Origin of the sequence: Micromonospora sp. WMMA1947 (assembly GCF_027497355.1) — a bacterium.
GTDB lineage: Bacteria > Actinomycetota > Actinomycetes > Mycobacteriales > Micromonosporaceae > Micromonospora.
The window spans coordinates 5,129,337-5,142,788 of record NZ_CP114909.1; the positions used below are offsets into that span (position 1 = coordinate 5,129,337).

Annotated in this window: 10 protein-coding genes; 3 read left to right on the forward strand and 7 right to left on the reverse strand. The window is 73.2% G+C overall.

Annotated features, from left to right (window positions below):
• Window positions 1–25: 25 nt before the first annotated feature.
• Window positions 26–1,270, reverse strand: a complete 1,245-nt coding sequence (locus tag O7604_RS24250) for an ROK family transcriptional regulator (RefSeq protein WP_269706271.1) — start codon at window positions 1,268–1,270, stop codon at window positions 26–28.
• A 141-nt stretch (window positions 1,271–1,411) separates the two neighbouring features.
• Between O7604_RS24250 and O7604_RS24255 the strand changes: the two genes are divergently transcribed.
• Both O7604_RS24255 and sthA read left to right on the forward strand, forming a co-directional pair.
• Window positions 1,412–2,773: a glycosyl hydrolase family 18 protein gene (locus O7604_RS24255; RefSeq protein ID WP_281577884.1), complete on the forward strand. Its 1,362-nt coding sequence runs from the start codon at window positions 1,412–1,414 to the stop codon at window positions 2,771–2,773.
• A gap of 81 nt (window positions 2,774–2,854) precedes the next feature.
• Window positions 2,855–4,258, forward strand: coding sequence for a Si-specific NAD(P)(+) transhydrogenase (gene sthA / locus O7604_RS24260; RefSeq protein WP_269706275.1), 1,404 nt, complete (start codon window positions 2,855–2,857; stop codon window positions 4,256–4,258).
• 154 nt (window positions 4,259–4,412) lie between these two features.
• On the opposite strand, the gene O7604_RS24265 is transcribed toward sthA, so the two are convergent.
• Genes O7604_RS24265 through O7604_RS24290 form a run of 6 tightly spaced genes read right to left on the reverse strand, consistent with a single transcriptional unit; the run spans window position 4,413 to window position 11,642 of the window.
• Window positions 4,413–6,200, reverse strand: a complete 1,788-nt coding sequence (locus O7604_RS24265; RefSeq protein WP_281577885.1) for a gamma-glutamyltransferase family protein — start codon at window positions 6,198–6,200, stop codon at window positions 4,413–4,415.
• 10 nt (window positions 6,201–6,210) lie between these two features.
• Window positions 6,211–7,248, reverse strand: coding sequence for an ABC transporter ATP-binding protein (locus tag O7604_RS24270; RefSeq protein WP_269706279.1), 1,038 nt, complete (start codon window positions 7,246–7,248; stop codon window positions 6,211–6,213).
• Window positions 7,245–8,246: an ABC transporter ATP-binding protein gene (locus tag O7604_RS24275; RefSeq protein WP_269707089.1), complete on the reverse strand. Its 1,002-nt coding sequence runs from the start codon at window positions 8,244–8,246 to the stop codon at window positions 7,245–7,247. The genes O7604_RS24270 and O7604_RS24275 overlap by 4 nt, the downstream gene beginning before the upstream one ends.
• A 35-nt stretch (window positions 8,247–8,281) precedes the next feature.
• Entirely contained in the window at window positions 8,282–9,163 is an 882-nt protein-coding gene (locus O7604_RS24280) for an ABC transporter permease (protein WP_269706280.1), read from the reverse strand.
• Window positions 9,160–10,104, reverse strand: coding sequence for an ABC transporter permease (locus O7604_RS24285; protein ID WP_269706282.1), 945 nt, complete (start codon window positions 10,102–10,104; stop codon window positions 9,160–9,162). Before O7604_RS24285 ends, O7604_RS24280 begins: the two co-directional genes overlap by 4 nt.
• Window positions 10,104–11,642: an ABC transporter substrate-binding protein gene (locus O7604_RS24290; protein WP_281577886.1), complete on the reverse strand. Its 1,539-nt coding sequence runs from the start codon at window positions 11,640–11,642 to the stop codon at window positions 10,104–10,106. Before O7604_RS24290 ends, O7604_RS24285 begins: the two co-directional genes overlap by 1 nt.
• Before the next feature lie 179 nt (window positions 11,643–11,821).
• Here O7604_RS24290 and O7604_RS24295 point away from each other — a divergent pair, with 179 nt between their 5' ends.
• Complete coding sequence (locus O7604_RS24295; protein ID WP_281577887.1) at window positions 11,822–13,450, forward strand: acyl-CoA dehydrogenase family protein; 1,629 nt, start codon at window positions 11,822–11,824, stop codon at window positions 13,448–13,450.
• Window positions 13,451–13,452: the final 2 nt, after the last annotated feature.

Here is a 13,452-nt window from a genome sequence, read left to right on the forward strand (position 1 = left end):
CGGCGTGGGGGCAGGGCCGGTCAGGTCAGTGACGGCGGCCCGGACCCCACGCCGGGCCCGGGCGGGCGGCCGGGTCGCGGGGCACGCCGCCGTCGCGCAGCAGCCGGGTCATCGGCAGGGTGGCGGCGCCCATCGCGACCGCGTCCGGTCCGAGCCGGCACAGCTCGATCGAGGTCTGCGCGTACGGCTGGCGCAGCGCGTGCCGGGCGGTCGCCGCGCGGATCGCGGGCAGGTGCCGTTCGCCCAGGGCCAGCCCGGCCCAGCCGCCGAGCACCACCCGCTCCGGGTTGAACAGGTTCACCAGGTTCGCCACCCCGGCGCCCAGGTAGCCGACCGTCTCGTCGACCACCTTCGCGGCGGTGCGGCCGGTGGAACGCAGCAGCTCGCCGAAGGCGGACTCCTCGTCCGCGCCGGGTGCCGGGCGGCCCCGGTTGGCCTGGCGGAACCGGTCCAGCACCGCCTCCGCCCCGACGTACGCCTCCAGGCAGCCGAGGTTGCCGCAGCGACAGCGGCGGCCGCCGTACACGATGGTGGTGTGGCCCCACTCCCCGGCGCTGCTGTGCGCGCCCCGGTAGCCGACGCCGTCGGCGACCACGCTCGCGCCGACGCCGGAGCCGACCAGGGCGACCACCGCGTGCCGGACGCCGCGGCCGGCGCCGAACCACATCTCGGCCTGGCCGAGCGTCTTCGCGCCGTTGTCCACGTGCACCGGTACGTCGGTGCCGGCGCGCAGCATCGCGCCGAGCGGGACGCCGTCCCAGCCGAGCGTCTGGGCGTGCACCACGGCGTCGGCGGTGCGCTCGACGGTGCCGGCGACGGCGACGCCGAAGCCGAGCACGGCGGCGGGGTCGACGCCTGCCTGGTCGATGACCGCGGCGAGGCCGTGCCGCAGGTGCGCGGCGACCCGCTCGGGGTCGGGATCGGCCGCGGTGATCGGGTACTCCGCCTTGGCCAGCGCGGTCATGCTCAGGTCGAACAGCTCCACCTGGACCCGGGTCTCGCCGACGTCGGCGCCGACCAGGTAGCCGTAGCCGGGCGCGACGCGCAGCAGGACCCGGGGGCGGCCGCCGTCGGACTCGACCGAGCCGGCCTCCTCGACCAGACCCTCGTTGATCATCTCGCCGACCAGGTTGCTGACGCTCGCCAGGCTGAGCGCTGTGGACTGGCCCAGCTCGTGCCGGCTGAGCGGGCCGTCCAGCCAGATCCGGGTCAGCAGGACCGACCGGTTGGCCCGGCGCATGTCGCGCACCGTGGTGCGTCTGGCGTCCACGTCCGCCGCCGTCCTTCCCGGCCGCTCGCGGCGGCCTGCGTTCCTGCTTCACGCCGTGAACCGGGTGGTGACAGGGTACGCCGCATTTACATTTAACAAAGTTAACTGATAACCTCCGGCGCATCGATGAGGAGGTATGTCATGCGACTCGGACGTGGGATGACCGCTCTGCTCGGTGGCGTCGCGCTGCTCGCCGCCACCGCCGCCGCCCTGCCCGCCACCGCCGCCACCCCGGCCGGCGCCGTCGGCACGCTCGTCGCGTGTGACGCGCCGGTCTGGGCCGAGGGCGTCACCTGGACCGCCGGCAGCCGCGCCACCTATGGCGGCCGGCTCTACCAGGCGCTCGTCACGCACACCCCGCCGGCCGGCGCGGGCTGGAACCCGGCCGCCGTACCGGCCCTCTGGACCGACCTCGGCGCCTGCACCGGCGGCACGCCGTCGCCGAGCCCGACCACCCGGCCGCCGTCGCCCACCCCCTCCGCCTCTCCGACGGCCTCCCCCACGCGGACGCCGACCGCCTCCCCGACCCCGACGACGCCGGGCGGGGACACCTGCGCGCTGCGGTCCCGGCCGTCGGGCAGGGTGCTCCAGGGCTACTGGGAGAACTGGGACGGTGCCGCGAACGGCGTGCACCCCGGGCTCGGCTGGATCCCGATCACCGACTCCCGGATCACCGGACACGGCTACAACGTGGTGACCGCCGCGTTCCCGGTCATCCGCGCCGACGGCACCGTGCTCTGGGAGGACGGCATGGACGCCGGCGTCAAGGTGCCAACCCCGGCGCAGGTGTGCCAGGCCAAGGCCGCCGGGCTCACCGTGCTGCTGTCCATCGGCGGCGCCACCGCCGGCATCGACCTCAGCTCCAGCGCGGTGGCCGACCGGTTCGTCGCCACCGTCGTGCCGATCCTCAAGCGGCACAACTTCGACGGCATCGACATCGACATCGAGACCGGCCTGACCGGCAGCGGGAACATCAACCAGCTCTCCCCCTCGCAGGCCAACCTGATCCGGATCATCGACGGGGTGCTGGCCCAGATGCCGGCCGGCTTCGGGCTCACCATGGCGCCGGAGACCGCGTACGTCACCGGAGGCAGCGTCACCTACGGCTCGATCTGGGGCGCGTACCTGCCGATCGTGAAGAAGTACGCCGACAACGGGCGGCTGTGGTGGCTGAACATGCAGTACTACAACGGCTCGATGTACGGCTGCGCCGGTGACTCGTACCCGGCCGGCACCGTGGCCGGTTTCGTCGCCCAGACCAACTGCCTCGACGCGGGCCTGGTCATCCAGGGCACCACCATCCGCGTACCGCTGGACCGGCAGGTCCCCGGGCTGCCCGCGCAGGTCGGCGCCGGCGGCGGCTACATGGGCCCGGCGCTGGTGGCCCAGGCGTGGAACACCTACCAGGGGCGCCTCAAGGGCCTGATGACCTGGTCGGTCAACTGGGACGGGTCGAAGGGCTGGACGTTCGGCGACAACGTCCGGTCCCTGCAGGGCCGCTGAGCCGGCGGGGCTCCACGCTCCACCCCCGGCGCGGAGCCCCGCCGCTGGCGCCTCTTGCCAGACCCTGCGAGGCTGGCGCTCGTGTATGACTACGACCTGCTGGTGCTGGGCTCCGGACCGAGTGGACAGAAAGCGGCGATCGCCGCGGCCAAGCTGGGCCGCCGGGTGGCGATCGTCGACCGCCGCGACATGCTCGGCGGGGTGTGCATCAACACCGGGACCGTGCCCTCCAAGACGCTGCGCGAAGCCGTCCTCTACCTGACCGGGCTGAGCCAGCGCGACCTCTACGGCAGCAGCTACCGGGTCAAGGAGGACATCACCGTCGCCGACCTGGCCGCCCGCACCCAGCACGTGATCACCCGGCAGACCGACGTCATCCGCAACCAGCTGGCCCGCAACAAGGTCTCGCTGATCACCGGCACCGGCCGGTTCGCCGACGCCCACTCCGTGTGGGTGGACGCCGGCTCCGGCCGGGAGACCCGGGTCAGCTTCGACAAGGCGGTCATCGCCGCCGGCACCCGCCCGGCCCGCCCGGACAGCGTCGACTTCGACGACCGGACGATCGTCGACTCCGACGGCGTCATCAACCTCCAGGCCGTCCCGCGCAGCATGGTCGTGGTCGGCGCCGGCGTGATCGGCATGGAGTACGCGTCCCTGTTCGCCGCGCTCGGCACCAAGGTGACTGTGGTCGAGCGCCGCCCGCGGATGCTGGACTTCTGCGACGAGGAGATCGTCGAATCCCTGAAGTACCACCTGCGGGACCTGTCGGTGACCTTCCGCTTCGGCGAGGAGGTGGCCGCCGTGGAGAAGCACCGCAGCGCCGCGCTCTGCGTGCTGCGCAGCGGCAAGAAGATCGCGGCGGACACCGTGATGTACTCCGCCGGGCGCCAGGGGCAGACCGACGACCTCGCGCTGGAGGCGGCCGGGCTCACCGCCGACCACCGGGGCCGGATCACCGTCGACGCGGACTACCGCACCGGCGTCGAGAACATCTACGCCGTCGGCGACGTGATCGGCTTCCCCGCGCTGGCGTCCACCTCGATGGAACAGGGCCGGCTGGCCGCGCAGCACGCCTGCGGCGAACCGGCGCGCGGCATGTCGGACCTGCAACCGATCGGCATCTACACCATCCCGGAGATCAGTTTCGTCGGGAAGACCGAGGAGGAGCTGACCGACGCGTCCGTCCCGTTCGAGGTGGGCATCGCCCGCTACCGGGAACTGGCCCGTGGCCAGATCGTCGGCGACTCGTACGGGATGCTGAAGCTGCTGGTGTCACCCGAGAACGGGCGGCTGCTCGGGGTGCACGTGTTCGGCACCGGCGCCACCGAGATCGTCCACATCGGGCAGGCGGTGATGGGCTGCGGCGGTACCGTCGACTACCTGCTCGACGCGGTGTTCAACTACCCGACGCTGGCCGAGGCGTACAAGGTGGCCGCGCTGGACGCCGCCAACAAGATCCGCAACATCACCCGCATCGACACCTGACCCCGCCCCTCCCCCGCCCGCCCCGCCCCTCCTCGTTGATCTTGCACTTTCGGCCCGCCGCCCACCCGTTATGCCGGCTATGCCCGGGCGACACGTGCAAGATCGGCGGGGATAGTCGGCGGGGCGGGGCGGGGCGGGGCGGTGGGAGGGTGGGTCAGCGGCCTACGGCGTAGCCCTGGGCGCCTCGAGGATTCGCCGCGGCGGACAGGACGCCGGTGCGCGGGTCGCGTGTCACCGCGCACATGCGGCCCAGGCTCCACGGGTCGGACAGGCGGACGGTGTGGCCGCGGGCGCGCAGGCCGGCCAGCACGTCCGGGTCGATCCGGTCCTCCAGCACCAGCACGCCGGGCTCGACCTCGCGCGGATAGAACGACGCCGGAAAGCTCGTGGCGTGCCACGTGGGGGCGTCGATCGCCTCCTGCAACTCCTGCCCGCCGGCCAGGTGCCGCAGCAGGAACAGCAACTGCCACTGGTCCTGCTGGTCACCGCCGGGCGTGCCGCAGGCCATCACCGGCTCGCCGTCGCGCAGCACGAGCGTCGGGCTGAGCGTGGTACGCGGTCGCCGGCCCGGCCGCAGCGTCGACGCGAGCCCCTCCTCCAGCCAGCACATCTGCAACCGGCTGCCGAGCGGGAAGCCCAGTTCCGGGATGGTGGGCGAGCTCTGCAGCCAGCCGCCGCTGGGCGTGGCAGAGATGATGTTGCCCCACCGGTCCACCACGTCGACGTGGCAGGTGTCGCCGCGGGTCACGCCGTCGGCCCGGACCGTGGGCTCGCCGGTGCTCGGGTCCTGCGGAACGGCCCCGCGACGCACGTCGGCGTGCAGGTGGGACGGAAGCCGGGGCGGCTCGCCCACCGGGCGGCCGGGGCGCAACCCGGCCGACGCCCGGTCACCGACCAGCGCGGCCCGCGAACGGGCGTACTCCGCCGACAGCAGCGCGGAGCCCGGCACGTCGGTGTCGCCGTACCACGCCTCCCGGTCGGCGAACGCGAGCTTCAGCGCCTCGGCCTGCGCGTGGATGCCGTCCAGGCTGGACGGATCGTAGACCGCCGGGTCGTCGAGCGCGTCCAGGACGGCCAGGGTCTGCAGCAGCACCGGGCCCTGGCCCCAGAAGCCGGTCTTGGCGACCGTGTGCCCGTGCCAGTCCAGCGTGACCGGCGCCTCCCAGGTGGCCGACCATCCGGCCAGGTCGTCGCCGGTGACCAGCCCGGCGTGGGCACGCCCGCTGGAGTCGCGGAACGGCAGCCGGCTGAACGCGTCGATCGCCTCGGCGACGAAACCCTCCCGCCAGGCGCGCCGGGCCGCCTCGATCTGCGCCTCCCGGTCCGTGCCGGCGGCCCGTCCCGCGTGGACGAGGCGGCGCAGCGTGTCCGCGTACGCCGGGTTGGTGACCATCTCCCCCGGCGCGGGCGGGCGGCCGTCGCGGAGCCATTGCCGCGCGGAGGTCGGCCAGTGGTCGGTGAACAGCGACCGGACCCGCGCGACGGTCTGCCCGGCGGCGCCGACCAGCGGGTGACCGGCGGCGGCGTAGCCGATCGCCGGTTCCAGCACCTGGGCGAGCGTGCGGGTGCCGTGGTCGCGCAACAGCAGCAGCCACGCGTCGACAGCGCCCGGCACGACCGCGGCGAGTGGGCCGGCGCCGGGCACCAGGTCCAGGCCGAGCGAGCGGAAGTGGGCGACGGTGGCGGCGGCCGGGGCCGGGCCCTGACCGCAGAGCACCCGCGGCGTGGGGTCGGCCGCGGTGGCGAGGATCGCGGGCACCTCCCCGGCCGGGCCGTTGAGGTGCGGTTCCACCACGTGCAGCACGAACCCGGCGGCCACCGCGGCGTCGAAGGCGTTGCCGCCGCGTTCCAGCACGCCCATCGCGGACTGACTGGCGAGCCAGTGCGTGGAGGAGACCATGCCGAACGTCCCGCGCAGCGTCGGCCGGGTGGTGAACGCCATGGGCGGCAGCCTACGGCGTGCCGGCGACGTCGGCGCGTTCCGTCGCGCCGCCCGCGCCCGCACCGCCGTCGCGCTCGGCGTCGAGCGGGAACAGGCACGCGGCCTCGTGGCCCGGACCGACCTCGGCCAGCGCCGGGTCGGTCTCGGCGCACGCGGGGCGGGCCTGGGGGCATCGGGTACGGAAGCGGCAACCGCTCGGCGGGTCCACCGGGCTGGGGATGTCGCCGGTCAGCACGATCCGGCGGCGCTCCCGCTCGACGCGGGGGTCGGCCACCGGCACCGCGGACAGCAGCGCTGCCGTGTAGGGGTGCGCCGGGCGCCGGTAGATCCGCTCCGGTGGGCCGGTCTCGACGATGCGGCCCAGGTACATCACCGCGATCCGGTCGCTCATGTGCTCGACGGCGGCCAGGTCGTGCGCGATGAACAGGTAGGTGAGCCCGAGGTCGCGTTGCAGGTGCCGGAGCAGGTTCATGATCTGCGCCTGGACGCTCAGGTCGAGCGAGGCGATCGGCTCGTCCAGGACGATCAGGTCCGGCTCGCCGGCCAGCGCCCGGGCCACGCCGACCCGCTGGCGCTGGCCGCCGGACAGCTCGTGCGGATACCGGCCGGCGGTGTCGGCGCGCAGGCCGACCAGGTCCAGCAGCTCGGCGACCCGGGCCCGCCGGGCGGCGGCGGACGTGGCGAGCCGGTGCACGACGAGCGGTTCGGCGATGCTGTCGCCGACCGTACGGCGGGGGTCGAGGGACGCCTGCGGATCCTGGAAGACCATCGCCACGTGGCGGCGCGTCGCGCGCAGGCGGCGGCGCGACCAGCGGGTCACGTCCGCGCCCGCGACCCGGACCCGGCCGCCGGTCGGGTCGACGAGCCGCAGCAGCGCCAGACCCGCGGTGGACTTGCCGCTGCCCGACTCGCCGACGAGCCCCAGCGTCTCGCCCCGGCGTACGGCGAGGCTGACGCCGTCGACCGCGCGGACCGTTCCGGCCGGCGTCGGGAAGTGCACCTTCAGGTCGTCCAGCTCGGCGACCAGGTCCGGGGTGTCGGCGCTCATCCGGCCTCTCCACGGTAGAAGGTACGGACCGTGTGCCCGTCGCCGACCGGCGTCAGCGGGGGCAGCTCGTGCTCGCAGCGGGGATCGGCGCGGACCGGGCAGCGCGGCCAGAACGCGCAGCCGGGCGGCAGGTCCAGCGGGCTCGGCGGCGAGCCGGGGATGGCGACCAGGTCCTCGCCGCGCCGCGACGGGTCCGGCCGGGCCGCCAGCAACGCCCGGGTGTACGGATGGGTGGGCGTGTCGAACACCGCGTCGACGGGGCCCTGCTCGACGATCCGTCCCCCGTACATGACCGCCACGGTGTCGGCGATGCCCGCGACGACGCCCAGGTCGTGGGTGACCCAGACGACGGCGGTGCCCAGCCGTGCCTGCAGGTCGGCGACCAGTTCGATGATCTGCGCCTGGGTGGTGACGTCGAGCGCGGTGGTCGGCTCGTCGGCGATCAGCAGGTCCGGCTCGCAGGCGAGCGCCATGGCGATGGCGACACGCTGGCGCATGCCGCCGGAGAACTGGTGCGGGTACGCGTCGACGCGCCGCGCGGCCGACGGGATGCCGACCAGTTCCAGCAGCTCCACCGCCCGGTCGCGGGCGGCGCGGCGGGTCAGGCCGAGGTGTTCCTCGGCCGCCTCGGTGACCTGCCGCCCCACCGGCAGCACCGGGTTGAGCGAGGTCATCGGATCCTGGAAGACGAAGCCGACGTGCCGGCCGCGAACCTTGCGGCGGCGGTCGTCGGGCAACGCGGTCAGCTCCGTGTCGAGCAGCCGCACCCGGCCGGTGACCGTGGCGGCGCGCGGGGCCAGGCCGGTGGCGGCGAGCAGGGTCATGCTCTTGCCGCTGCCGGACTCGCCGACCAGCGCGAACGTCTCCCCCGGCCGCACCTGCCAGGACACCCCGGCGACGGCACGGACCGGGCCACGGCGGGTGCCGACGGTCACGGTGAGGTCGTCCACGGACAGCACCGTCGAGTCGGTGCTCGGCCGCTGACGCCGGCTCGGCATGCGTTCGGTGCGCTCGGTGGGTTCGGTGCGCTCGGTCATGGGGTGCTCCTGCGGGCCTCGCCCAGGGTGAGCTGGCGCGGGTCGAGCACGTCACGCAACGCGTCGCCGACCAGGTTGAACGCCAGCACGGTGAGGAAGATCGCCGCGCCCGGGAACACGCCCAGCCACCACGCGTCGGTGACGAAGCCGCGCCCGTCGAACAGCATCCGGCCCCAGGCCGGCGCGGGCGGCTGGATGCCGAGGCCGAGGAAGGACAGGGCGGCCTCGGAGAGGATCGCGAACGCCAGCGACAGCGACGTCTGCACGATCAGCGGGGCGGCGATGTTCGGCAGCACGTGCCGGCGCATGATGCGCAGGTCGGACGCGCCGATGGAGACGGCGGCCCGGACGAACACCTGCTCGCGTACGGAGAGCACGCCGGCGCGGGTGATCCGGGCGAAGATGGGTGTGTAGACCACGCCGATGGCGACCATGGCGGTGAGCAGGCCGGGGCCGAGCACCGCCACGATGGCGACCGCCAGCAGCAGCACCGGGAACGCGAACAACACGTCCATGCAGCGCATGAGCACGCTGTCCAGCCAGCCCCGGTAGTAGCCGGCGAACAGCCCGAGCGTCACGCCCGCGACCAGTGCGATGCCGACGCTGACCGCCCCGACCTGAAGCGACACGCGGGCGGCGACGAGCACCCGGCTGAGCACGTCGCGGCCCAGCTCGTCGGTGCCGAACGGGTGTGCGCCGCTGGGCGGGCGCAGCATCTGGTCCACGTCGACGTCGTTGACGCCGGCCGGGGCCAGCCACGGGCCGGCCACCCCGACCACGACCAGCAGCACGAGCACGAGCGTGCCGCCGACGGCGAGCGGGTCGCGGCGCAGCGCGTCCAGGACGCGGCGTGCGGTGCTCTCGGTCGTGGCGCTCACTTGACCGTGATCCTCGGGTCGAGGCGGGCGTAGAGGATGTCCACCAGCAGGTTGACCAGCAGGAACAGGGCGGCCACCAGCAGCACCGCGCCCTGCAGGACGGGATAGTCGCGGGCCTGGACGGCGTCGAAGGTGAGCCGGCCGATGCCGGGCCAGGCGAACAGCACCTCGATGACGATGACGCCGCCGAGCAGGCTCGCGAGCTGCACCGCGACCACCGTGACGACCGGGATGAGCGCGTTGCGCAGCACGTGCCGCAGGATCACCACCCGGTTGCGCAGCCCCTTCGCCTCGGCGGTCCGCACGTAGTCGGCGGAGAGCACCTCCAGCACCGAGGAGCGGATGAACCGGGTGAGGATCGACGCGGTGACCAGGCCGACGGTGACCGCCGGCAGCGCCACGTGGGTGGCCCACCGGCCGGGGTCGTCGGTCAGCGCCACGTAGCCCGAGGGCGGCAGCCAGCCGAGCACCCCGGCGAACAGCAGGATGCCCATGATGCCCATCCAGAAGTCCGGCACCGAGACGCCGAACTGGCTGAACACGCGGGCGGCGTGGTCGATGGCGGAGCCGCTGCGGACCGCCGCGACGATGCCCAGCGGGAACGCCACCAGCAGCGCGAACACCACGGCGGTGACCGCGAGCGACAGCGTGGCGGGCAGCCGTTCCAGCACGATCGCGCTCACCGGCTGACCGGTGCGGAAGCTGACCCCCAGGTCACCGGTGAGCGCGTGCCCCAGGTAGCTGGCGTACTGCACCGGCAGCGGCTGGTCGAGGCCGGCGCGTTCGCGCAGCGCGTCGTACGTCTGCGGGTCGAACCGGGTGCCGAGCGCCACCCGGACCGGGTCGCCCGGCACCAGTTGCAGCAGCAGGAACACCACGAGTGTCACGCCGAGCAGGACGACCGCCGACTGGAGTACCCGCCGCAGGACGAAGCGGGCCATCACTTCGCCAGGGCGACCGACCGGAACCGGATCGCCCGGTCGGTGCGCACCTCGTAGCCGGAGACCTTCTTCGACCAGCCCTGCACGACGTCGGGGTTGTAGAGGTAGAGGTAGCTGGCGTCGTCGACGATCTGCTTCGCCGCCTGCTCGTACGCCTGCTTGCGGGCGCCCTGGTCGGTCTGGGTGCGCGCGTCGTCCAGCAGCTTGTCGACCGCCGGGTTCTTGTACTTGTGGAAGTTGAAGGTGCCGCCGCTGTGGTGCTGGGCGTAGTAGAACTCGTCCGGGTCGATGTTGCCGAGCCAGCCGAGCATGAACCCGTCGAAGTTGCCCTTGGCCTGCTCGTCGAGCCACTGGGCGAAGTCCAGCGTACGGATCTTCACGGTGATGCCGACGTCTTTGAGCTGCGCGGCGATGACCTGCGCGGCGGTGACCGTCTCCGGGTACTCGCTGGTGACCATCAGGTCCATGGTCAGGTTGCCCACGCCGGCCTGGCCGAGCATCTGCTTCGCCTTGCCCGGGTCGTGGCTGTAGGGCGCGTAGTCGTAGTAGAACGCGCTGTCCTTCGGGATGGCGGTCTGGTTGACGGTGGCCAGGCCGAACTTGGCCGCCTTGGTGATCGCCTCGCGGTCCAGCGCGTACCCGATCGCGCGCCGCACCTCGGGGTTGTCGAACGGCTTGCGGGCCTCGTTGAGCGCCACGTACCAGTAGTCGGTGGACGCCGCCGACCTCACCACCGGGTCGTCGCCGTCCTGCAACGACTTCACCTGCTGGGGCGGCAGGTTGTCGGTCCACTGGACCTGGCCGCTGCGCAGGTTCTGCAGCGCCACCGTCGGGTCCTTGACGAAGGTGAACGTGACGCCGTCGAGCTTCGGCTTCTCACCCCAGTAGGCGTCGTTGCGCACCAGCTTGATGCTGTCGCCGGAGGTGTAGCCGGCCACCGTGAACGGGCCGCTGCCGACCGGCGCGGTCTTCACCTTGCCGGACTCCACGTTGGACTTCTCCACGATCGCCACGCCCTTGAACCCGCCGAGGTTCGCGAGCAGGTTCGGGGTGGGCGCGCTCAGCGTCACCACCACCGTCGTCGGATCCGGCCCGGTGACCGACTTGACGGTGGCGAACTTGTACGCGTTGTTCAGCTTCTCCTTGATGATCCGCTCGAACGAGTAGACGACGTCCTCGGAGGTCAGCGGCGACCCGTCGGAGAACGTGACGCCCTCGCGCAGCGTGAACGTCCAGGTGAGCTGGTCGTCGCTGGTGGTCCACTTCGTCGCCAGCGAGGGCACCATCTTCAGGTCGGCGTCCGGCTCGACGAGTGTGTCGTAGACGTTCTCCAGCACCTGGAAGCTGTAGTAGGCGGAGGTCTTGTGCGGGTCGAGCTGGTCGGGTTCGCCGCCGATCGCGGCGTTGAGGACTCCGCCGGAGCCGCCGGCGTTCCCCCCGCCGCCGACGTCGACCGCCTCGCCGCCGGTGCATCCGGACAGGACACCGATGGTGAGGGTGAGTGCGGCGCCGAACACGCCGAGCTTGTTCCTGGACACAGGCCCCCCTTGCCACTTCCCGGACAAAAGAAAGTTTCGGCGAGTCTTATCTCCGAGCCGGATGATGTCAAACGAATCCAGCCAAACTGACTGGTCGACGGGGTGTTGCCGGTGCGGAGTGAACGGTGGTTCAATCCGGGCCCCGACCCGATCCGCCACCGCCGCTGGGAGTTGCCGCCGTGACCACACACGATGTCGTCAACCAGGTTCCCCCGATGGTCGGCCACGACACCGCCGACGATCCGGCGCTGCGCGACGGCGTGGACCGCGAGGGCGCCGGCTGGGCGCTGCCCGGGCTGCGCGAGCTGGGCCGGCTCGCCGGCGGCGAGGAGGCGGCCGAACACGGGCGGCTCGCCAACGAGCACCCGCCGGTGCTGCGCACCCACGACCGGTACGGCCACCGGATCGACGAGGTGGAGTTCCATCCGTCCTGGCACGAGCTGATGCGTACCGCTGTCGGGCACGGCCTGCACGCCGCGCCGTGGGCCGACGACCGGCCCGGCGCGCACGTCGCCCGCGCGGCCGGCTTCTACCTGTGGCGGCCCGACGCCGGGCACGGCTGCCCGATCTCGATGACCTACGCGGCGGTGCCCGCGCTGCGGCACAGCCCGGACCTGGCCGCCCGCTTCGAGCCGCTGCTCACCACCCGCGAGTACGACTTCGGTCTGCGCCCGCCGCAGACCAAGCGCGGCCTGCTCGCCGGCATGTCGATGACCGAGAAGCAGGGCGGCTCGGACGTACGCGCCAACACCACCACCGCCCACCCCGAGCCGGACGGCAGCTACCGGCTCGTCGGGCACAAGTGGTTCACCTCCGCGCCCATGTGCGACCTGTTCCTCACGCTCGCCCAGGCGCCCGGCGGCCTCACCTGCTTCCTGGTCCCCCGCGTGCTGCCCGACGGCACCCGCAACCCGATGCGGCTCATGCGGCTCAAGGACAAGCTCGGCAACCGTTCCAACGCCTCCGCCGAGGTCGAGTACGAGCACGCGGTGGCGTGGCGCGTCGGCGACGAGGGCCGGGGCGTGCGCACCATCATCGACATGGTCAACCTGACCCGGCTCGACTGCGTGATCGGCGCGGCGGCCGGGATGCGCCACGGCGTGACCACCGCCGTGCACCACGCCACGCACCGGCGGGCGTTCGGCGCCTACCTGGCCGACCAGCCGTTGATGCGCAACGTGCTGGCCGACCTGGCGGTCGAGTCCGAAGCGGCCACCGTCCTGATGGTCCGGCTGGCGGGCGCGACCGACCGGTCGGCGCGCGGCGACGACGGCGAGACCGCGTTCAAGCGCCTCGCGCTCGCCGTCGGCAAGTACTGGGTGTGCAAGCGCTGGCCGGGACACGCCGCCGAGGCGCTGGAGTGCCTGGGCGGCAACGGCTACGTGGAGGAGTCCGGCATGCCGCGGCTGTTCCGCGAGTCGCCGCTGAACTCGATCTGGGAGGGCTCCGGCAACGTCGCCGCGCTGGACGTGCTGCGCGCGCTCACCCGGGAACCGCAGGTGCTCGCCGCGTACGAGGCGGAGGTGGCCGCCGCGGCCGGGGCGGACGCCCGGCTGGACACCGCGGTGCGCCGGGTGCGCGACGAACTGGCCGACCACACCGACCTGGAGCTGCGTGCCCGGCGGGTGGTCGAGCGGCTGGCGCTGGTGCTGCAGGGCGCGCTGCTGGTGCGCCACGGCCACCCGGCGGTCGCGGACGCGTTCTGCGCGTCCCGGCTGGACGGCGACCACGGGCAGGCGTACGGGACGCTGCCGGGCGGGCTGGACCTGGCCGCGATCATCGACCGCGCCACCCCCAAGATCGGCTGAGG

Coding starts and splice junctions, on each gene's coding strand:
- O7604_RS24255 (WP_281577884.1), top strand. CDS start 1,412: ATGCGACTCGGACGTGGGATGACCGCTCTGCTCGGTGGCGTCGCGCTG.
- O7604_RS24270 (WP_269706279.1), bottom strand. CDS start 7,248: ATGAGCGCCGACACCCCGGACCTGGTCGCCGAGCTGGACGACCTGAAG.
- O7604_RS24285 (WP_269706282.1), bottom strand. CDS start 10,104: ATGGCCCGCTTCGTCCTGCGGCGGGTACTCCAGTCGGCGGTCGTCCTG.
- O7604_RS24275 (WP_269707089.1), bottom strand. CDS start 8,246: ATGCCGAGCCGGCGTCAGCGGCCGAGCACCGACTCGACGGTGCTGTCC.
- O7604_RS24265 (WP_281577885.1), bottom strand. CDS start 6,200: ATGGCGTTCACCACCCGGCCGACGCTGCGCGGGACGTTCGGCATGGTC.